17 protein-coding genes are annotated in these 21,115 nt (G+C 42.4%); 16 read left to right on the top strand and 1 reads right to left on the bottom strand.

Going from position 1 to position 21,115, the window contains the following annotated elements; genetic code table 11:
- Positions 1 to 93 precede the first annotated feature (93 nt).
- The 8 genes from argC (at position 94) to oxyR (ending at position 10,152) form a co-directional block, all read left to right on the top strand.
- Positions 94 to 1,095 carry an N-acetyl-gamma-glutamyl-phosphate reductase gene (gene argC / locus K358_RS0108630; RefSeq protein ID WP_027696441.1) on the top strand — a complete coding sequence of 334 codons (1,002 nt, stop codon included), beginning with the start codon at positions 94 to 96 and terminating at the stop codon, positions 1,093 to 1,095.
- Between the two features lie 5 nt (positions 1,096 to 1,100).
- Positions 1,101 to 1,883: an acetylglutamate kinase gene (argB, locus tag K358_RS0108635; protein WP_027696442.1), complete on the top strand. Its 783-nt coding sequence runs from the start codon at positions 1,101 to 1,103 to the stop codon at positions 1,881 to 1,883.
- Positions 1,884 to 1,967: 84 nt separating this feature from the next.
- Positions 1,968 to 3,200 carry an argininosuccinate synthase gene (locus K358_RS0108640; protein ID WP_027696443.1) on the top strand — a complete coding sequence of 411 codons (1,233 nt, stop codon included), beginning with the start codon at positions 1,968 to 1,970 and terminating at the stop codon, positions 3,198 to 3,200.
- Between the two features lie 186 nt (positions 3,201 to 3,386).
- Positions 3,387 to 5,261: an argininosuccinate lyase gene (argH, locus tag K358_RS0108645; RefSeq protein ID WP_027696444.1), complete on the top strand. Its 1,875-nt coding sequence runs from the start codon at positions 3,387 to 3,389 to the stop codon at positions 5,259 to 5,261.
- 334 nt (positions 5,262 to 5,595) lie between these two features.
- The gene (locus K358_RS19005; RefSeq protein WP_083962783.1) at positions 5,596 to 5,835 is read left to right on the top strand and encodes a DUF1656 domain-containing protein; all 240 of its coding nucleotides are present in this window, start codon (positions 5,596 to 5,598) and stop codon (positions 5,833 to 5,835) included.
- A gap of 84 nt (positions 5,836 to 5,919) precedes the next feature.
- Positions 5,920 to 6,777 carry an efflux RND transporter periplasmic adaptor subunit gene (locus K358_RS0108650; protein WP_027696445.1) on the top strand — a complete coding sequence of 286 codons (858 nt, stop codon included), beginning with the start codon at positions 5,920 to 5,922 and terminating at the stop codon, positions 6,775 to 6,777.
- 12 nt (positions 6,778 to 6,789) lie between these two features.
- On the top strand, positions 6,790 to 8,898 hold the full coding sequence (locus tag K358_RS0108655; protein ID WP_027696446.1) for an FUSC family protein: 2,109 nt from the start codon (positions 6,790 to 6,792) through the stop codon (positions 8,896 to 8,898).
- A 366-nt stretch (positions 8,899 to 9,264) separates the two neighbouring features.
- The gene (oxyR, locus tag K358_RS0108665) at positions 9,265 to 10,152 is read left to right on the top strand and encodes a DNA-binding transcriptional regulator OxyR (RefSeq protein ID WP_027696447.1); all 888 of its coding nucleotides are present in this window, start codon (positions 9,265 to 9,267) and stop codon (positions 10,150 to 10,152) included.
- 85 nt (positions 10,153 to 10,237) lie between these two features.
- On the opposite strand, the gene K358_RS0108670 is transcribed toward oxyR, so the two are convergent.
- Positions 10,238 to 12,805: a penicillin-binding protein 1A gene (locus K358_RS0108670; protein ID WP_027696448.1), complete on the bottom strand. Its 2,568-nt coding sequence runs from the start codon at positions 12,803 to 12,805 to the stop codon at positions 10,238 to 10,240.
- Positions 12,806 to 13,060: 255 nt separating this feature from the next.
- Between K358_RS0108670 and pilM the strand changes: the two genes are divergently transcribed.
- The 8 genes from pilM (at position 13,061) to K358_RS0108710 (ending at position 21,025) form a co-directional block, all read left to right on the top strand.
- Entirely contained in the window at positions 13,061 to 14,077 is a 1,017-nt protein-coding gene (gene pilM / locus K358_RS0108675) for a type IV pilus assembly protein PilM (RefSeq protein ID WP_027696449.1), read from the top strand.
- A complete protein-coding gene (locus K358_RS0108680) occupies positions 14,067 to 14,666 on the top strand; it encodes a PilN domain-containing protein (RefSeq protein ID WP_027696450.1) in 600 nt (199 codons plus the stop codon). The genes pilM and K358_RS0108680 overlap by 11 nt, the downstream gene beginning before the upstream one ends.
- Positions 14,666 to 15,250 carry a type IV pilus inner membrane component PilO gene (locus K358_RS0108685; protein WP_027696451.1) on the top strand — a complete coding sequence of 195 codons (585 nt, stop codon included), beginning with the start codon at positions 14,666 to 14,668 and terminating at the stop codon, positions 15,248 to 15,250. The genes K358_RS0108680 and K358_RS0108685 overlap by 1 nt, the downstream gene beginning before the upstream one ends.
- Positions 15,247 to 15,756, top strand: coding sequence for a pilus assembly protein PilP (locus K358_RS0108690; protein ID WP_156888706.1), 510 nt, complete (start codon positions 15,247 to 15,249; stop codon positions 15,754 to 15,756). Before K358_RS0108685 ends, K358_RS0108690 begins: the two co-directional genes overlap by 4 nt.
- A gap of 37 nt (positions 15,757 to 15,793) precedes the next feature.
- Positions 15,794 to 17,593: a type IV pilus secretin PilQ gene (locus K358_RS0108695; RefSeq protein ID WP_027696453.1), complete on the top strand. Its 1,800-nt coding sequence runs from the start codon at positions 15,794 to 15,796 to the stop codon at positions 17,591 to 17,593.
- 240 nt (positions 17,594 to 17,833) lie between these two features.
- Positions 17,834 to 18,352, top strand: a complete 519-nt coding sequence (gene aroK, locus K358_RS0108700; RefSeq protein ID WP_027696454.1) for a shikimate kinase AroK — start codon at positions 17,834 to 17,836, stop codon at positions 18,350 to 18,352.
- Positions 18,353 to 18,376: 24 nt separating this feature from the next.
- On the top strand, positions 18,377 to 19,459 hold the full coding sequence (gene aroB / locus K358_RS0108705; RefSeq protein ID WP_027696455.1) for a 3-dehydroquinate synthase: 1,083 nt from the start codon (positions 18,377 to 18,379) through the stop codon (positions 19,457 to 19,459).
- 135 nt (positions 19,460 to 19,594) lie between these two features.
- On the top strand, positions 19,595 to 21,025 hold the full coding sequence (locus K358_RS0108710; RefSeq protein WP_027696456.1) for an AAA family ATPase: 1,431 nt from the start codon (positions 19,595 to 19,597) through the stop codon (positions 21,023 to 21,025).
- The last annotated feature ends 90 nt before the right edge of the window (positions 21,026 to 21,115 follow it).

Genomic DNA, 21,115 nt, shown 5'->3' on the forward strand with positions numbered 1-21,115 from the left:
AGCATGAAATGTCTCAATGACTTAACGAATTCCACTTAAAAAAAAATAAATATCGCGTAAAGCAAACAGCACAAAACAAACGGATAGGTGAGTATGCTAAAGACAGTCATTATTGGAGCAAGTGGTTATACCGGTGCAGAGTTGGCCTTGATGGTCGACAAGCATCCTGAACTGACTTTATCTGGCTTATATGTATCAGAAAATAGTGTTGATGCTGGCAAACCTATTTCTCAATTACATGGCAAATTACATGGACTTATTGATCTTGCCGTGCAACCGCTAACCTCACCGCAAGAAGTCGCACAACAATGTGATGTGGTCTTCCTTGCTACCGCTCATGAAGTTAGCCACGACCTCGCGCCGACTTTTCTTGCTAATGATTGTGTTGTTTTGGATTTATCCGGTGCTTACCGAGTTAAAGCTGATGGTTTCTACCCTCAATATTATGGCTTTGAACACACAGAATCGCAGTGGTTAGATCAGGCGGCTTATGGTTTAGCAGAATGGAATGTTTCTCAAGTAGAACAAGCGCAATTAATTGCCGTTCCAGGTTGCTACCCAACCGCATCTCAACTGGCGATTAAACCGCTTATCGAATCACAACTTCTCGATTTAAATCAATGGCCGGTAATCAATGCGACTAGTGGCGTGACGGGCGCTGGACGTAAAGCCTCCATGACCAACAGCTTTTGCGAAGTTAGCTTACAACCTTATGGTGTATTCACTCACCGTCACCAACCTGAAATCGCTTCACACCTAGGTCGTGACGTTATCTTTACGCCACATCTTGGCAATTTTAAGCGTGGTATTTTAGCCACTATTACTATGAAGTTAGTCGCTGATGTGAGTGACGAGCAAATTGAACAAGCCTTTGAACAAGCTTACCAAGGCAAGCCAGCGGTTCGTTTACTTTCCGATTTTCCTCGCTTGCAAAATGTCGAAAACACTCCGTTTTGCGATATTGGTTGGAAGCGTCAAGGTCAGCATCTTATTGTGGTGTCTGCGATTGATAACTTATTGAAAGGCGCATCAAGCCAAGCGATGCAGTGTTTGAATATTCGTTTCGGTTTCCCTGAAATGACGGCTTTAGTGTAAGGATAATGACCATGGCTCCTTTAGTGATCAAATTAGGTGGCGCAGTATTATCCGATTTGGATACTTTAGCTAAATTATTTGGTGCAATTCAGCAATATCAAAAAGATGCACAGCGTCAAATCGTCATCGTACATGGTGGTGGCTATTTGGTGGATGAGTTGATGGAAAAATTGCAGTTTGAAACGGTAAAAAAGGATGGCTTACGCGTTACACCTTTCGAGCACATTAATTACATTAGTGGCGCTTTGGCGGGAACCGCGAATAAATTACTGCAAGGCCAAGCGATCAAGCTAGGTTTAACCGCAGTTGGTTTAAGTTTGGCTGATGGTGGTTTGTGTCAAGTGACTCAGTTGTCTTATGAGCTTGGTGCAGTAGGCGAAGCAAAAGCGGGAGACGCTTTAGTATTGAAGGCTATTCTAAACGCCAATGCTTTACCAATTATCAGCTCGATTGGCATTACATCTGATGGTCAGTTAATGAATGTCAATGCTGACCAAGCGGCGGTTGCGGTGGCCACTTCACTGGGAGCAGAGTTGGCTCTACTTTCAGATGTGGCAGGGGTACTCGATGCGGATAAGCAACTCATTTCACAACTAGACCAATCACAAGTCGATCAACTGATTGAGCAGCAAGTGATCACCGATGGCATGATAGTTAAAGTTCAAGCGGCTTTAGAAGCGGCCAATCAATTAGGTCGAGCAATTGAAGTAGCGGGTTGGAAAAGCCCTGAAAAGCTAACTCAACTTTTTACCGGTCAAAGTATAGGAACACGTTTCTTGCCTCAGTGAGGAGAGAAGCAAAATAAATTATCCACGGAATTCACCCAAACATGATTCCAGGGAAGGCTATAAAATAAATTTTGGAGAAGTAACATGGCTAAATTAAGCGTCGATAAAGCAAGTATCAACAAAGTGGTTGTCGCCTATTCGGGTGGATTAGATACCTCAGTGATCATTCCATGGTTAAAAGAAAACTACGATTGTGAAGTGGTCGCCTTTGTGGCCGATGTTGGTCAAGGTGATGAAGAGTTAGTCGGCATTGAAGAAAAAGCCATCGCATCAGGGGCATCGGAATGTTACATCGCTGACCTGAAAGAAGAGATGGTTGCTGATTATATCTACCCAACGCTAAAAACCGGTGCTTACTATGAAGGTAAATACCTATTAGGCACTTCAATGGCACGTCCAATTATTGCAAAAGCGCAAGTAGAAGTGGCACGTAAAGTCGGCGCTGATGCGTTATGTCATGGTTGTACTGGTAAAGGTAATGACCAAGTTCGTTTTGAAGGTGCCTTTGCAGCTCTTGCCCCAGACCTACATGTGATTGCACCTTGGCGTGAGTGGGATCTAGTGAGTCGTGAAGAGTGTTTAGACTACCTTGCTGAGCGTAATATTCCTTGTACCGCTTCTCTAACTAAAATCTATTCACGTGATGCCAACGCATGGCACATCTCAACCGAAGGTGGCGTGCTAGAAGATACTTGGAATGCACCAAATGACGATTGCTGGGCATGGACTGTTGATCCTGAACAAGCACCAGACCAAGCGGAATACGTAACGTTAAAAGTTGAAAAAGGCGCAGTGGTTGAAGTTGACGGCCAAACACTTTCTCCTTACCAAGCTCTAGTTGCGCTAAATGAGAAAGGTGTCAAGCACGGCGTTGGTCGTATTGATATCGTTGAAAACCGTTTAGTTGGCATGAAATCTCGTGGTTGTTATGAAACGCCAGGAGGCACTATCATGATGGAAGCGCTTCGTGCCGTTGAGCAACTAGTACTTGATAAAGCATCTTTCGAATTCCGTGAAGAGCTTGCAGTAAAAGCCTCGCACCTTGTGTACGATGGCCGTTGGTTTACTCCACTATGTAAATCACTTCTGGCTGCTACTGAAGAGTTAGCGCAAGATGTGAATGGCGAAGTAGTGATCAAGCTTTATAAAGGTCATGCAATCGTGACTCAGAAGCGTTCTGATAACAGCTTATACTCTGAAGAATTTGCGACCTTTGGTGACGACGAAGTTTACGACCAAAGCCACGCGGGCGGATTCATCCGTTTATACTCTTTATCAAGCCGCATCCGTGCGCTGAATGAAGCGAAGAAGAAATAAATACGAATATCGTAACTCGAATGCTCGTGACTCGGAAAAGAAACGCCTAGTGACGAGCATTTAGAGGTTAATAGTGAAATTAAATATAATAATAAATCATGGATAATCGAGAAGCGAAGCGCTCTAGTTACGAGTAACCTAGTGTTCGAAAATCGATAAATACAATGGATTAGCAGGAGATTCACAATGGCATTATGGGGCGGAAGATTTACCCAAGCAGCAGACACTCGGTTTAAGCAGTTCAATGATTCATTGCGCTTTGACTACCGATTGGCTGAGCAAGACATTGTGGGGTCGATTGCTTGGTCAAAATCTTTGTTATCGGTTGGGGTATTAACAGAAGAAGAGCAGCAAAAGCTAGAACTAGCACTGAATGAATTGAAGCTGGCGGTGATGGAAGATCCCGAGCAGATTTTAAAGTCAGATGCGGAAGATATTCATAGCTGGGTGGAAACACAATTAATTAGCCGTGTCGGTGATTTAGGTAAAAAGCTGCATACTGGTCGTTCGCGTAATGACCAAGTGGCCACCGATTTAAAACTGTGGTGTCGTCAGCAAGGTCATCAATTATTAATGGCACTCGATCGTTTGCAATCGCAAATGGTATCTGTGGCGCGAGAACATCAAGCAACGGTACTTCCTGGTTATACTCACCTGCAACGTGCTCAACCTGTGACGTTTGCGCACTGGTGTTTGGCTTATGTTGAAATGCTTGAGCGTGATTACTCTCGTTTAGATGATGCGATTAAACGTCTTGATACTTGCCCACTAGGTTCAGGCGCTTTAGCGGGTACGGCTTATCCTATGGATCGTGAGCAACTAGCTCACAACTTAGGTTTCCAACGCGCGACCCGTAACAGCTTGGATTCGGTTTCTGACCGTGATCATGTGATGGAGTTGATGTCGATTGCTTCGATTTCCATGTTACACCTTTCACGTCTTGCCGAAGATATGATTTTCTATAACTCCGGTGAATCAGGTTTTATTGAATTAGCCGATACCGTGACCTCCGGTTCATCATTAATGCCACAAAAGAAAAATCCCGATGCACTTGAGTTGATCCGTGGTAAAACCGGCCGCGTTTATGGTTCGCTTGCGGCGATGATGATGACAGTAAAAGCATTACCATTGGCGTATAACAAAGACATGCAAGAAGACAAGGAAGGGCTGTTTGATGCACTTGATACTTGGAATGATTGCATGGAAATGGCGGCGTTATGTTTTGACGGCATTAAAGTTAATGGCGAACGTACGTTAGAAGCAGCGAAACAAGGTTATGCGAACTCAACCGAGTTGGCTGATTACCTAGTAGCAAAAGGTATTCCATTCCGTGAAGCGCACCATATTGTCGGTGTTGCGGTTGTCAGTGCGATTGAACAATCTTGTGCACTCGAGGAGTTATCACTTGAGCAGCTTAAAGCTTTCTCTCCGGTAATTGAGTCGGATGTGTACGATATTCTGACTATTGATTCATGTTTAGAAAAACGTTCTGCCTTAGGCGGTGTATCCCCGAAACAAGTGAATTATGCGGTGGCTCAAGCGCAGAAGCGTTTGGATGAGCGTGATAATTCGGGTGTAACGGTTCGTGCGGCTCGATTAACCGATATTGATTCATTAGAAGGTATGGTGGCCTATTGGGCTGGCTTAGGTGAGAACTTGCCACGTAGCCGTAATGAATTGATTCGTGATATTGGCTCGTTTGCGGTGTCTGAGCATCATGGTGAAGTCACGGGGTGTGCGTCTTTATATGTTTATGATTCTGGTCTAGCAGAGATTCGTTCACTAGGTATTGAAGCAGGTTGGCAAGGGCAAGGCCAAGGCGCAGCGATTATCAAACACTTGGTAGATAAAGCGCGTCAAATGGCAATCAAAAAGGTATTCGTGTTAACTCGCGTACCTGAGTTCTTTATGAAGCAAGACTTCATTCCAACTTCGAAAACATTGTTACCGGAAAAAGTATTAAAAGACTGTGACCAATGTCCTCGTCAACATGCTTGTGATGAAGTGGCACTAGAGATTAACTTGAATGAGCAAGTGATCATGAAGGTAAGTGTTGCGTAAAGTTTCTCGGATAGATGTAATTTTTATACATTATTTAGGGTGTTTTTTCGCCTAAATAGAGGTTGGAACTGTAAAAAAACCACTAACCTTTGTCAGGTCTTTAACGTATAATCCACCCCAAGCTAGTTTATTTGCTTGGGGTGGTTTGTATTTTATATAAACTCTTTTCTAACTATCCCTCTGCAAATTTATAAATTAGTCGCCATACTATTTCTCTTCTGGCATCTAATCGCTTAAACGCTAATATCATAAAAGGACATTATGTTTGCGTTCACTCTATGGTGAAACGTTAGCGTACTTGATTTTATGGCTATGACTTTTCAAAGGTGTGCGTTTGAACGTTGATTTTCTTCAAGTAGGTCTTCCTATCTCCGATCTCGTGGTCGGGGCTTCACTGTATTTCCCGCCAATCTTTAAAGCCTTTTTATTAGGCATGTTGTTGTGGGGCGTGATTCATCGATTATTAAGAAACTGGATGTATTCTGGTGAAGTCTGGCACCCAACGTTAATGGATCTATCCTTATTTGTGTTATCTGTCTTCGTCGCTTTAATCTTGATTATGCGGCTGACTTGATTGGTATATAAAAAGAATATCGGTAGTACTTTGTAATTTTATCTAGAACTCTAATCACAAAAGGTCAAGCGACCTAGGTAATGTATGAAATTTAAAACGTTAAGATATTTTTCAACAGTTGCTGTGTTTACCGTAGCCTTGTGTGCTGCTTGGTGGATGTGGAACTACTATATGCAATCTCCTTGGACTCGTGATGGTAAGATCCGTGCTGATGTAGTAGATATTGCTTCTAGCGTCAATGGAACTGTGGCTTCGTTGCATGTTGAAGATAATCAGTTTGTCAAAAAAGGTGACTTGCTGATGACCATCGATCCTGAACCTTTTTTGATTGAAATTGATGAAAAAACAGCGGCGTTAGAGACTGCGCAAGCCAATGCAGAAAATGCTCAGCGTGAGTACACTCGCCGCCGTAATATGAAACAAAGCACTATTTCGAAAGAAGAATTAGAGTCGGCTGAAAGTAATGCTAAAGCCACTGCAGCGCAGTATAAATCCGCTCAAGCGGCATTAGCCAAAGCAGAGTGGAAATTACGAGAAACCAAAGTATATGCACCGGTTGATGGTTATATTAGCCATTTAAAAGTGCGTAAAGGCCGTTATGCCATTTTGGGTATTCCTTTAATTGGTCTTATTGATGCTAATTCGTTTTACGTTCAAGGATACTTTGAAGAAACCAAATTAAAAAATATTCAAGAAGGTAGCCAAGCGGATATTACTTTGTTCTCTTCGAAGCAAAAATTAACCGGTGAAGTAGAAAGTATTGGTCGCGGCATTGTCGATCAAAGTGAAGCCGCTTCGCCTGAACTTCTTGCTAATATTAAGCCAAACGTACCTTGGGTACAGCTAGCTCAACGTGTTCCAGTACGTATTAAGCTGACCGATCTACCAGAAGATCTACGCTTAATTGCCGGTACTACTTGCAGTATTTCAATTCATTATTAATTTGAGTGAATTATGAGCTTTCATTGGTTAGATTGGTCACAAACCCCATGGGGAAAGGCAACCGCTCCCCAATGGCGATATGCGATTCGTAATGCTCTGGCATTAACGCTGGCTTTATATGTGGCGTTTGTGCTCGATCTAGAACAGCCATATTGGGCATTAACGTCTGCGGCAGTAGTGAGCTTTCCCACTTTTGGTAGTGTAATCAGTAAAAGCTTAGGCCGGATATTTGGTAGTTTTTTAGGGGCTTTTGCGACCTATCATATCGTTGGTCATACTTTAAATGATCCCTGGCTGTTCACTTTCTATATGTCATTGTGGATGGCTATCTGTACCTATATAGCCAGTCATTATGAAAACAATGTGTCTTATGCTTTTCAGCTAGCAGGCTATACAGCGGCGATTATTGGCTATACCACGGTTAACAGTACCGATACTCACATGCTGTTTGAAATTACTCAGGCGCGTGTGTGTGAAGTAGTTGTCGGTATTTTGTGTAGCGGTGTGATGATGATGATCTTGCCGAGTACTTCAGATGGTGTGACGCTCATCAGCACATTACGTCAGATGCATGCCAAACTGCTCGACCACTTTGAACTACTCTCACACCCAGAGTCTTATCACCCGGATGCTCATAATAAAGATCTTCATGACAAGATCCGCCTTTCTCATGAGACGGTGATTGGTAAAATTCTCTCCATGAACTTATTGCGTGTGCAAGCCTATTGGAGCCATTACCAATTACGTTATCAAGACAGCTACCTTAATCACTTATTGCAGCAACAACTGCAGATGACCAGTCATATTTCCAGCTTGCGTCGAATGCTGGTGAATTGGCCGAATCCGCCTGAACATCTATCGAGTGTTTTGCTTGAGATCCAGCAAGGTTTACAGTCCGGTCAGCTAAACCAATACAGCCTAGCGCAGAAATTAGCGTTAATTAAACCACTGCGTGATGATGACTTTCGCCACCATGCCTTTTGGTTGCGCTTATGTCAGTTTTGTAAGTTATACCTACGCTGCTCAGACACCTTACACTCGATTGAAAATATGTCACCAGGGCATCAACGCTCTCTAGGGGTAGTACCGAAACGAAGCCGAATTCGTCGCCATACCGATAATATTGAAGCGATATACAATGGATTACGAACTTTCGTTTGTTTAATGACTTGCAGCTGGTTTTGGATTAACTCTCAATGGGATATGGGGGCGGGCGCTGCAACCTTAGCGGCAGTGAGTTGTATATTGAGCACAACGAGTCCTGCCCCGATGGTGTCGCTGACGATAATGTTGCGATCGGTATTATGGCTGTGCGTTTCAGTGTTTATTCTAAAGTTTGGTATTTTATTACAAATAAGCACTTTTGAACCGTTCGCTATCCTGTTGTTATTGATTGTGATGACAATGGAGCTAAAAAAGCTACAATCGGTGAGAAATGCCGGCTTGTGGGGAATGTTAATTGTATTTATGGGGACTTTTATCGGATTAACGAATCCTCCTAGCTATGATTATCAACCTTTTGTTAATACCAATGTCAGTATGATAGTTGGGATTTTATTTTCAGCGGTGGCATTCCATGTACTTAAGCCAAGCTCTGATCGCCGTAGAGGTCTGCGTATCGCTAAAGCGTTAAGACGCGATGTATTGAACCAATTAAGCTCACGTTCAGGGATGGATCACTTTGAGTTTGAATCTTTGGTGTATAACCGGATTAACCGTTTAAGCCAAAGTAAAGATCAATGCACTCGCCTAGGCTTATTGCGTTTAGGGGTGGTGACCTTAAACTGTCAACACGCTATATACCAGTTAAAAACCATGCATTCACCGCAAGCTGAAGAAGCTCTACAAATGGTTCAAGGTTATTTATACCAAGTATATCAATCGATGAAGATAAAGCAGGTTTGGTTTATCGCTCATAATTGGGAGTTCCACTATTCCCATGATGAAGTACTATTACAACAATCACTCGATTCATTGATGCAATTAAGTGAATCATTAGCAAATGAAGGGCAAATAGCGCTATCTGGCGTAGTTTGGCGCTTATATTGTAGTCTGTTGCAATTACAACAAGTGAATGTGGCAGATAATGGAAAAAGTTTGGAACTTAAGACTCAATCGTGAGTCTTAATAAATACCACTGCTTTTTCTTAATTTGAATCCTGTGATTAAAATTTAAGATGACCCCGCTTCGGATTAGAATGCGGGGTTTTTTGTTTTTATCCATTTGTACTTTTACCAATCAGCGTTTTTTGACCAGTCTTGTTTGAGATTGTCATTTGAAAAGTAGTAAGCAGCATGCCAACCATCTTGGATTTTAGATATCTTTTGGAGTAAATTTTTCATTCTTTACCTCGAAAAAAAAGAGGCCAAAAGGGCAGCCTCAAAGTAGTGAAGTGCGGTTGTTGGGGTTATTATTATGAAAAATCTTTGATAGCCCCAATCGTTTGGTGCTATTGTTTTGATAGTTTTTTACTATGGAGTTGTTGTGTGAATATCCGTGATTTTGAATATTTAGTGGCACTAGCGGAACATAAACATTTTCGTAAAGCAGCAGAAGCGTGCTTTGTTAGCCAGCCGACCTTAAGTGGCCAAATTAGAAAAATGGAAGATGAGCTAGGGACTTCGTTACTTGAACGTAGTAGCCGTCGAGTCCTATTTACTGATTCCGGCTTACAACTGGTCTCTCAAGCCAAGCGCGTATTGGCAGAAGTGAAAACCTTTACCGATATGGCCAGTTTGCAAGGTAAGGAAATGAGTGGGCCTCTGCATATTGGCTTTATTCCAACGGTTGGTCCTTATTTGTTGCCACGCATCATTCAACCGTTAAAAAAAGCTTTTCCTGATCTCGAATTATTTTTGCATGAAGCGCAAACTCACCAATTAGTCAGACTATTAGAAGAAGGGCGTTTAGATTGTATCGTGCTTGCTTCGGTGGCGGAAACTCAGCCTTTTATTGAACTAGATATGTTTGATGAGCCATTAATAATGGCGGTGCCTGAAGCGCACCCATGGGCCGAAAAGACAGAGTTAGAAATGGAGCAATTAAAAGGCCATACTGTACTTTCTCTTGGCGATGGTCATTGCTTACGTGATCAAGCTTTAGGTTTTTGTTTTGCTGCGGGCGCTAATGATGATGATCGTTTTAAAGCGACCAGTTTAGAAACCTTGCGAAACATGGTCGCAGCGGGTGGTGGCGTGACTTTGTTACCACAATTGTCTGTTCCTAAAGAAAAGATTAAAGACGGCGTGTGCTATTTAAAAGCGATCAACCCTACGCCTAGTCGTAAACTAGTACTTGCTTATCGACCGGGTTCACCATTAAGAAAACGTTTTGAGAAGCTTGCTGAATTTATTTCTCAGACTGTGGATATTTAATCTATATAAAAGAAATTTTGAATAGAAAAAGAGGCCATCGAATATCGATGGCCTCTTTGTTATTTAGAATCATTTAAAGCAAGACTTAGAATAAGCTATCGCCATCTTCATCTTCAGAATAGAGATCGGTACCTTGATCTTCTACTACTGACTCGGTTGGTTGAGTGCCTGCTTCAAAGTATTCCCACATTGAAGAATCATCATTTTTATCGGTGAGCAAGCCACTGTCTCGGTCAATACGTACACGAATGATTCCTGGTGGTAATTGTTTTTCTTGTTCAGGTACATCTTTCAGGGCAATTCTCATAAACTCAACCCAAGCTGGTTGAGCTGTTGTTGCACCGGATTCGCTACCGTTATATTGCTCTTTGCGATCAAAGTTTGCGTTCGCTGCGGTATAACCAAGCGGACGGTTCGCACCATCAAAACCTACCCAAGTACTGGCAACAATGCCCGGACCGTAACCGTTATACCAAGTATCTACCGAGTCGTTGGTGGTACCGGTTTTACCACCGATATCACGGCGTTTTAATACTTGTCCACGCCAGCCTGTACCATTCCAGCCAGTGCCGTTACTCCAAACGCCGCCACCCCAAATATTGCTGTACATCATTTCACGCACGAGGAACGCAGTTTGTGGTGAAATGACTTTTTCAGCGTATTTAGGTTGCTCTTCTGTGCCTTGGTCATCGACCACAATAGGCTCATTTGAACAGTTACTTTCACACACTTTGGTTGGATTTGAGCGGAAAACTAAATCACCGTATGGACCGTTAACGTGATCAATATAGTAAGGCTCTACGTAGTAACCACCGTTGGCAAATACCGCAATACCCTGTGCCATCTTGATTGGTGTTAAGCTACCGGCGCCCAGTGCAATAGTTTCTGAATGCGGTAGTTTTTCCGGGTCGAAACCAAAGCGAGGTAGATAGTCTAGTACACCATCTAGGCCAACACGGCGTAGAGTACGTACTGCCATTACGTTTTTCGATTGAGCTAAGCCACGGCGTAACATGGTTGGACCTAAATATACCGGTGGTGAGTTTTTGGGACGCCATGCCGTGCCTTGACCCTTATCCCATTGGTTAATTGGTGCATCGTTAATTAAGGTTGCTAAGGTTAAGCCTTTATCTACGGCAGATGAGTAGATGAAAGGTTTAATACTAGAGCCCACTTGACGCTCTGCCATAGTGGCACGATCAAATTTACTGTGTACAAAGTTAAAACCACCAACTAGTGATAGAACTGCGCCATCATCAGGGTTCAATGCGACAAAAGCAGTATTCACAATAGGTACTTGGCTTAACTGCCAGGTTGAGTTGGCAATTGGATCAACGGTTTCTTCTTCGGCGTTTGCTTGTTGGTCTAAAGCATTTTCCGTTTCTTCAACCGCAGGTTTTTCTTCTAAAACACCCATTGGACGAACCCAGATTTGCTGACCGATTTCTAGCATATCAGCCGCTTTAGATGGCGCTGGGCCTTGGCGTTTATCGTTATAGTATTTACGCGCCCATTTCAAACCGTCCCATTCAATGGTTTGTTCACCGCGGTTTTTGATATACACGGTGGCAGAACGTTGAGAAATACCTGTTACTAGAGCAGGATGAATTAACCCAAAGGTCGGTTTATCTTTTAGATATTTGTCCATTTGTTCTACAGTGAAAGCCGTTTCTTGTGGTTTCCAAGCCACGGCTTCTGCGCCACGGTAGCCATGACGTTCGTCATAGTTAAGTAGATTACCAATCGCGGCTTGGTTAGCGGCTTCTTGTAAGTTAGATTTCACCGTAGTGTAAACCTGCATACCTGAGCTATAAGCATCTTCACCGTAACGTTTTACCGCCCAACTACGTGCTAATTCAGCAACATAAGGGGCATTTACTTCAATATGAGCACCGTGATATTTGCCATCAATCGGTTCTGCATCAGCAGCATCAAATTCTTCTTGAGTGATGTATTTCTCTTCTAGCATACGAAGCAATACAACATGACGACGAGTTTTCGCACGATCAATCGAGTAGATAGGGTTCATGGTCGATGGTGCTTTTGGTAAACCCGCAATAATTGCCATCTCACCTAGCGTTAAATCTTTCGGCTCTTTCCCAAAATAACTTAAAGAGGCTGCTCCTACACCATAAGAGCGATATCCCAAATAAATTTTGTTGAGGTACAGCTCTAGAATTTCTTGTTTATTAAGAATTTGTTCAATGTGAATCGCGATAAAAATTTCTTTGATTTTACGCATGATCTTTTTGTCATTCGACAAGAAGAAGTTACGCGCAAGCTGCTGAGTGATGGTACTCGCACCTTGTTTCGCTGAGCCTGAAATTGCCACTACGACAGCGGCACGCACAATACCAATTGGGTCAATACCATAGTGTTGGTAATAGCGGCTATCTTCCGTTGCGATGAAGGCTTCTTGCATTTGCAGCGGAATATCATCGAGCTTAAGAGGGATGCGTCGTTTTTCACCAAACTGAGCAATTAGCTTTCCATCTTGGCTATAGACTTGCATTGGGGTTTGCAGTTGTACGTTCTTCAAAGTTGCAACGTCTGGGAGCTGAGGTTTTAGGTAGTAATAGAACCCAAAAATTGTTGTCACTCCAAGAATCATGCAAACAAATGAAAAAATGAGCAATGGCTTTATGAACTTCACCGGATATTCCCTGATTGAGTAAGGATGTGTCGATATAAACACCTGTACAGTAGGTGCACATATTAGCATATCGCTAAAAAAATGCGTTCTTAACTTTTTATTTTAATAAGTGATGTCATTTCAATAAGGGATGTTTTTCCATCAGTGATTTGAATTTTAGTAAATCGGCCTATCGGTTTACTAAATGGTTAAGTGCGCTTATTTATTCATCCAACCTTTGTTGAGGAGCGATTCCTCTAGCTGGAGCCTAGCAATATGGGTAAATCTTTCGTCACGGGCATCGATATTGGTCACCATAGTATTAAAGCTGTGGTTATGAAACCCGCTGGAGAACTGTTTGAACTGGTGAGTTACAAAGAAGTGCCAGCAACGGAGGCTATTTTTTCAGATAACCATACCTTTGATCATCAAGAGATTGTCAAAAAATTAAAAGAGTTAAAAAAACAACTGCCAATGATGGCCAGGAATGTTGTGTTATCCGTGCCAGACAATGCGGTAATCAGTAAAGTTCTGCATATTGATAGTGAACTAGAAGAACGAGAAAAAGAATTTGCTATCTACCAAGTGTTTGGTCAGCAATCGCCCTTTCCGGTAGAAGATTTAAGTTTGGATTATGTCAAAGTGGAATCGGATACTTTAAAACGAGCACCGACTTCGACCTATCAAGTTTATGCCACTCGCAAAGAGGTGATAGAAAGTCGCATGGATGCGGTAAAAAAATCTGGTTTCAAGCCTATTGTGATGGATATTCAAGCTCATGGCCTGCTTCGTGTATGGCAGTTGGCGACTCAAGTGGATCCCGCTAAGCAAAGTTGGCTGTTAGTTGATATTGGCCATAGCCAAACTTCACTGTGTATTGAGCCGAATAGTCGCCCGGCTTATTACAAAGACATTCCTTTTGGTACGCAAAACATCAAGCCTTCTCCGGCATTAAGCCTCGATAGTGATTCACCAAGCGTTGAGCTGAATCAGCAAGATGAATTTATTGCTGAATTAGCGGAGCGTTTAACTCGTCAACTTAGTATGTACGGTTCAGTTAATCAGCAGCAAAAAATAGAAGGGATCTGGTTAACCGGTGGTGGTGCAACTTTAGCGGCAATCGATGAATATTTATCAGAAAAGCTCGACCTCCCAGTTGAAGTACTTGATCCATTAAAGTTACTGCAAGGCAAAGTAAAAAATAAAAGTGAATCAGAAGCATGCACATTTAGTGTCGCGGCAGGGTTAGCCATTCGCGGTATTCAATGGCAAGGAGGAAAGCATGTTGCATGATATTAACCTGCTGCCATGGCGTGAAGAAAAGCGTCAGCAATATAAACAACGCTTCTATGGAATGGTGGTTTTAGGGATCTTGGCCGCATTGATGCTGCAATGGTTTGCCAGCTTATATATCGATCATTTAAAAGATCAGCAAGAGAGTCGTAATCAACAACTGCAAACTTATATCAGCAAACTTGATAAAGAGTTAGTCAACTTAAAAGAAATTGAAGCCAAACATAAATCGATATTAACGCGTTTAAGGTTGGTTGAGTCGCTGCAAAATGAGCGTAATAAAACCACCGATTTTATGAACCTTATGCCGGAGTTAGTTCCCGAAGGCGTTTATGTCGACAAAATTAAAATGAGTGGTAGAGAAGTGGAAATGGCAGGAGTGAGTGATAGTACCGCTCGTCTGGCGACTATGCTAGATAATTTCGAAAACTCTACCTGGCTCGTTGATGTGGAAATGCATTCCATTATTTCTGGCAAGGTATTGTTTGGTAAAAAGTTTCAAAGTTTTAAATTGTCATTTCGCTTTGAAGAAGAACAACCGGAACAAGCGAACGATGGGCAGACTATTGCTAAACAAGGAGGTCAGTAATGGTCGATTTTCGAGAACTTGATTTTGAAGATATGCCGGAATGGCCATTGCTTCCTCAGTTATTAGCGATTGGCGCATTGGTGATCGTGCTGCAAGTTGTCGGCGCTTGGTTTTATTTATCGCCACAGCAAGATGAGCTTGAGCAGATTCGTCAACAAGAAGTCACGTTAAAAAGCTCAATTCGAATTAAAGCGGCCAAAGTGGCAGCACTACCGCAGCTACAAGCGCAGCTCGATGAATTGAATACCCGCTATCAATATTTATTAAAGCAGTTACCGGTACAAAAAGAGCTGGCGAGCATGCTGTCTTCAGTCAACGATATTGGTATTAAGAATGATTTGAGCTTTACCCGTGTTGATTGGGGCGAAAAGCAAGTGCAGGAGTTCTTATATCGCCTGCCACTTAATATTGAGCTTACCGGTGCTTATAACGATATCGGTCAGTTCTCTGAAGCGGTGGCTAAATTGCCACGTATTATCAGCTTGCACAATGTGGAGTGGCAACGCGTGAGTCAAGAAAGTAGTACGTTGCACTTCCGTGTTCGTGCTTATACCTACCAGTTTAAGCCGGAGGATAATCAATGATGAAACCAAGTTTGATGATGCTTTCAGCATTGATATTAGTCGGTTGCCAGCAGTCGAATGATTCGATTCCTAACTTTATTTCTCAAGTGGAAAATCAATCACGCAAAGAAATCGCCCAATTGGAGCCGGAAAACCCGTTTAAAGCCACGCAGTATAGCGGCACCAGTTTACGAGCGCCTTTTAGTTTGCCTGCTATTGCGGTGGCCAATCAGCCTCGGACGAAACAAGACTGTTGGCAACCGGGCTTACGCAGTAAGACGGGTCTGCTTGAACAGTATCCGTTAGAGCAACTACACCTCAGAGGGGTAATGGGAAGCAAAGGGGATATTTCTGGCTTAGTACAAACGCCGAAAGGCACTTTAGTGAAGGTTCAACCTGGAGAATATGTTGGATTGAATAACGGCAAGGTGGCTCAAGTGACCCCAAAATTTATTTTAATCAAAGAGACACTCCCAGATGGATTGGGGTGTTGGCAGCAGCGAAACGTTAAGTTGGCGCTGAAGTAATCACAACGATGTGAAGATAATAATTGAGTATTAAATTATGTATAAAGGATTAACGCTGACAGCTTGGACTCGCCAATTCACTTTGATGTCGACCATTGCTTGTACACTTCTTTCAGGACCAACCGCTGTTGCTGCGACAGCCTCTTCTAAGACTTCTAGCTCAGCGACACAGTCAGAGCAGGGGTTAAGTAATAAATTTGTTAGCCTCGACTTTCGTTTAAATAAAGAGAAAGAAGGGGTGATTGTCGTCAAGTTAGGCTCTTCTGCCTCGGCAGTAGATATTAAGAAAAACCCTCAAGGTTTAGCTATTGATTTAATTCATACTCAAGTCAGTGATGATGATTTGTATGTGATCGACGTGAAAGACTTCTCTACGGCAGTCAAAACAGTTGAGGTATTTCGAGAAGAACCGAACACTCGTCTACAAGCTTTAATTTCTGGTGGCTTTACCTATGACTATCGTTTGAAGGGTAAGAGTTTAGAAATTACTGTGACAGAAGTGAAAGCCAAACCTAAGTCGGTAACGGCTAAACAAAAAAATGCCTTAGATAAAGAAAACAAAGTCATTTCGATTAACTTTCAAGATATTCCAGTGCGGAACGTATTGCAGTTAATCGCTGATTATAACGGTTTTAATCTCGTGGTTTCTGATTCAGTGACTGGCAACTTAACGCTTCGCCTAGATGGTGTACCTTGGCAGCAAGTGCTGGATATCATCCTGCAAGTGAAAGGTTTAGATAAAAGGGTGGAAGGTAACGTTGTTTTAGTGGCTCCAAAAGCCGAGTTAGATGCACAGCAAAAACAACGTTTAGAGCAAGCTCGTATGGAAGAAGAACTTGGAGATTTAAATTCAGAACTAATCCAAGTTAATTTTGCTAAAGCCTCGGATATCGCTGGGTTAATTGGTGGTGAAGGTGAACTTAGCATGTTATCGAGCCGCGGTAATATCACGGTCGATGAGCGCACAAACTCATTACTGATTCGCGATCTGCAAAATAATATCGATATCATTAAAGGCATTGTTGAATCATTAGATATTCCGGTTAAGCAAGTGCAAATTGAAGCTCGTATCGTGACAGTCAATGAAGGTAACATGCAAGACCTAGGGGTTCGTTGGGGCATTGCAGAAACCAATGGTTCATTTTCCACTGGAGGTTCGATAGAAAGTAATATTGGACAAGCAGGCATCGCTGATGGACGTGATGGTATTGATTTAGCTGGTGGCGATAACAAAGTTGGAATTGAAGACTTCCTCAATGTTAATTTGGCAGCGACCAGTTCTAATGCATCGAGTATCGCTTTTCAGGTTGCAAAATTAGGCTCTGATACGTTATTAGACTTAGAGTTATCCGCACTACAAGCTGAATCAAAAGCAGAAATCATTTCAAGTCCTCGTTTGATTACCACTAACAAGCAACCCGCTTATATTGAGCAAGGTACTGAAATTCCTTATTTAGAGGCGGCATCAAGTGGCGCGACTTCAGTCAGCTTTAAAAAAGCGGTATTAAGCTTAAAAGTAACACCACAAATTACACCGGATAATCGTTTAGTACTCGATTTAAGTGTGACGCAAGATAGACCAGGGGCGGTGGTGAAAACCGGTGATGGTGAAGCGGTGGCAATTGATACTCAGCGTATTGGTACTCAGGTATTAGTTGATAATGGTGAGACGGTAGTACTCGGTGGTATTTACCAACATTCAGTGCAAACCAGCGTCGATAAAGTGCCACTATTGGGAGATATCCCATACTTAGGAGCACTATTCCGTCGTAGTTATGAGAATCATGGCAAAAGTGAGTTATTGATTTTCGTGACACCAAAAGTAGTCTTACAGTAGTGAGGTCGGTGCTTTGCAAGCGATCGGGTTCATTAAAGAATCAAGATAAATGCATTGTAAGCAAAATTAAAGTTGCATTAGTGGCATCATACTTAGATAATTTCGGGTCTGATCACGAATTATCTGTGAGGAATTAGGTGCCACAATGATATCTGATGAGGCTTTGCACGCATAAAGCAAACGTCATAATAGAATATCGGATGGCAATTTCATTAAATTAACGTTGAATTACTGCTAAACATGGCCGAAAAACGCAATATTTTTCTTGTTGGCCCAATGGGTGCCGGCAAAAGTACAATTGGTAGACATCTAGCTCAACAACTGCACATGGAGTTCTTAGATTCTGATACGGTTATTGAACAAAGAACTGGTGCAGATATCAGTTGGGTATTTGATGTTGAAGGTGAAGAAGGTTTCCGCGTTCGCGAAGAAGCTGTCATCGATGACTTAACTCAAGAGCAAGGTATCGTACTGGCAACAGGCGGTGGCTCAATTAAGAGCAAAGATAATCGCAATTACTTATCTGCACGAGGGATTGTGGTTTATCTTGAAACGACAATTGAAAAGCAATTGGCTCGTACTAATCGCGATAAAAAACGCCCTTTATTACAAACGGGTGATCCGCGTGAAGTACTAGAAGCACTGGCTGCTGAGCGAAATCCTCTATATGAAGAAATCGCCGATTATACTGTGCGCACTGATGATCAAAGCGCCAAAGTAGTGGCAAACCTTATTGTTAAGATGCTAGAAGAAAATTAGTCGATAGCTTAGGAGACCCAAACCATGGAACGGATTAATGTGGATCTTGCTGAGCGAAGCTATCCTATTTCTATTGGCGCTGGATTGTTATCTAATTCAGCGCTTTTCTCACATTTAAAAGCCAATCAAAAAGTCGTCGTGATCAGTAATGATACGGTGGCGCCTCTGTACGCTGACCGTTTAATTCAAACATTGACTAGTCTGCAATGCCAAGTCGATTTATTAACTCTGCCAGATGGCGAGCAATATAAATCCTTGGAAACCTTTAATACCATTATGAGTTTTCTGCTTGAAGGCAACTACAGTCGTGATGTTGTATTAGTGGCGCTTGGTGGTGGTGTGATTGGTGATTTAGTCGGTTTTGCTGCCGCTTGTTATCAGCGAGGCGTTGACTTTATCCAAGTTCCAACCACATTGTTGTCACAGGTTGATTCATCTGTCGGTGGTAAAACCGCAGTTAATCATCCACTCGGTAAAAATATGATTGGGGCATTTTATCAGCCTAAATCAGTGATTATTGATACCGATTGTTTGGATACCTTACCTGAACGTGAATTTGCCGCTGGTATGGCCGAAGTCATTAAATACGGCATTATCATCGATGGTGACTTTTTTACTTGGCTTGAGCAGAATATGGCGAGGTTAGCCGCATTGGATAATCAAGCTTTGTGTTATGCCATTGCCCGTTGCTGTCAAATTAAAGCGGATGTGGTTGCCGCGGATGAAAAAGAATCCGGAGTTCGTGCTTTGCTTAACCTCGGTCATACTTATGGCCACGCGATTGAAGCTGAGATGGGCTACGGTAACTGGTTACACGGTGAAGCAGTTGCTGCTGGCACCATGATGGCGGCCCATACGGCTTTGCTTCGAGGGCTAATGAGTTCAGATCAAGTTGAACGAATTCAAAATATTTTGGTCGAATCAAAGCTTCCTATACACACTCCAGAGACCATGACTTATGAGCATTTTATTAAACATATGATGCGAGATAAGAAGGTTTTGGCAGGTCAGTTACGTTTAATTTTGCCGACGGGAATAGGCTCATCTGAAGTGCTAGGTAATACCGATGAAGCAATAATTAGACAAGCGATTGAAGCTTGCCGTTAAAATAAAAGAAAAGTCTTAAATAATCACAGTAAGATTTTTCATAAATCATTAATTTGTTGTGTTTTTTTGACATTTTTATTTAGTGGTGTGTTTTTTGTAAAACATCATTATTGTGACGTATTTAAGAGGCTAGTAATGAGCATGATTCATGATGGTGCACATATGGTGCAATTGGAATCGCAAACGGACATTCTTGATGGCTTGCAAATGTTTACTCGCCTTGATTCCAACGTAATATGCGTTGAAGGAGAGAAAGGTTCTGGTAAATCATGGCTCGCGCAGCGCTTTCTTAATACTGATAAAAAAATTCAAACATTATCCTTTTTAATCTGTTTACCGACTCAAACGGCGGAACAACAACGTAGCGTACTTCTCGGTCAGTTATTGTCTGACAGTTTTTGCACTGGCGAAGAAACCTTACTTGAGAGCTTATCAGTATTTCGTAAAGACCAAGAGTGTAAGGCGACGATTATTGTTGATGACGCAAACTTGTTGGCAGAACAACTACTTGATGAATTGGCACAGCTGGTATTGGCTGCCCAACAAAATCCATTATGGCAAATCAGTGTCATCTTGTTTGCAAAACCTAACGAGATTGATGAGTCATCATTATATACCGATCCAAAACCAGAATTTAAACGTATAGCGATCTCTCCGTTAACCGATAACGAAGCGACGGATTTTATCGATCAATTTGTTATTCCAGTCGCCCACATTGACTCTGATAAGAAAAAACAAGCCATTCATAGTGCTGCTCAGTCTGTAGTTAATTACCCTGCTAACCTATTAGCATTATCTGAATCGCATAAAAAGCCAGTGGTATGTTGGGTGAAGCGCTCGTTGATTGCCTTAATTATTATTTTATTGGCACTAGGTGGTTGGTCTTGGTGGACCAGTTATCAGGCTCGAGTGCAAGATCAGCAAACTGAAACTGACGTTATTGAGTCAACAGAAATCAAGCAAGATGACACCGGTACTCTTGCAAACCAGACTAGTGCAGCGACCACTTCAATATCAGGTGCTGAGTCGACATTATCTGAGGATCAGGAAGACGATACTCTACCGCTGGCGGTGACGGATAAAACGTTAACCGTAGGCGATGAATCTGATTCTGAACAAAAGCGTGTGGTGGTTCCTTCAAAGGTTGTCGATGCATTGTTGGATGGAGACTCACCTAAAGATGCCAAAGTGTCTAATGATGAAGTGACATCCGCTCAAGCTTCATCGGTTCAAAAGACCAACCGCTCATTGAAAGGCGATCAGCTTACGTTAGCCGATGACGCGTTACTAGCCGTACCTGCTGAACGTTATACATTGCAGTTAGCGGCAGTAACCAAGCAAGATGAAGCGATTAACTTTATCAAAATGTATGACTTGGATGGTCAAGTTCGAGTTTATCGTACGGTGCGTAATCAACAATCTTGGTATATCGTGACTTACCAAGACTTTGCGAGCATCAAGGCAACTCGAGAAGGGGCCCAAGAATTACCATTAGCGCTTCAAAAAGAACAGCCATGGCCTAAATCGATAGCGCAAGTTCATCAAGAAATTGAACGAGCGAAATAGCGCAGACCCTAGCGCAGAAATATGTTACATTCCCCAGCCCATCAACAATTTCGATGGGTTGGTGAAAACACTTGTGGTCGGTGAGTAGTA

The organism is Vibrio litoralis DSM 17657, assembly GCF_000426765.1.
Classification (GTDB): Bacteria; Pseudomonadota; Gammaproteobacteria; order Enterobacterales; family Vibrionaceae; genus Vibrio; species Vibrio litoralis.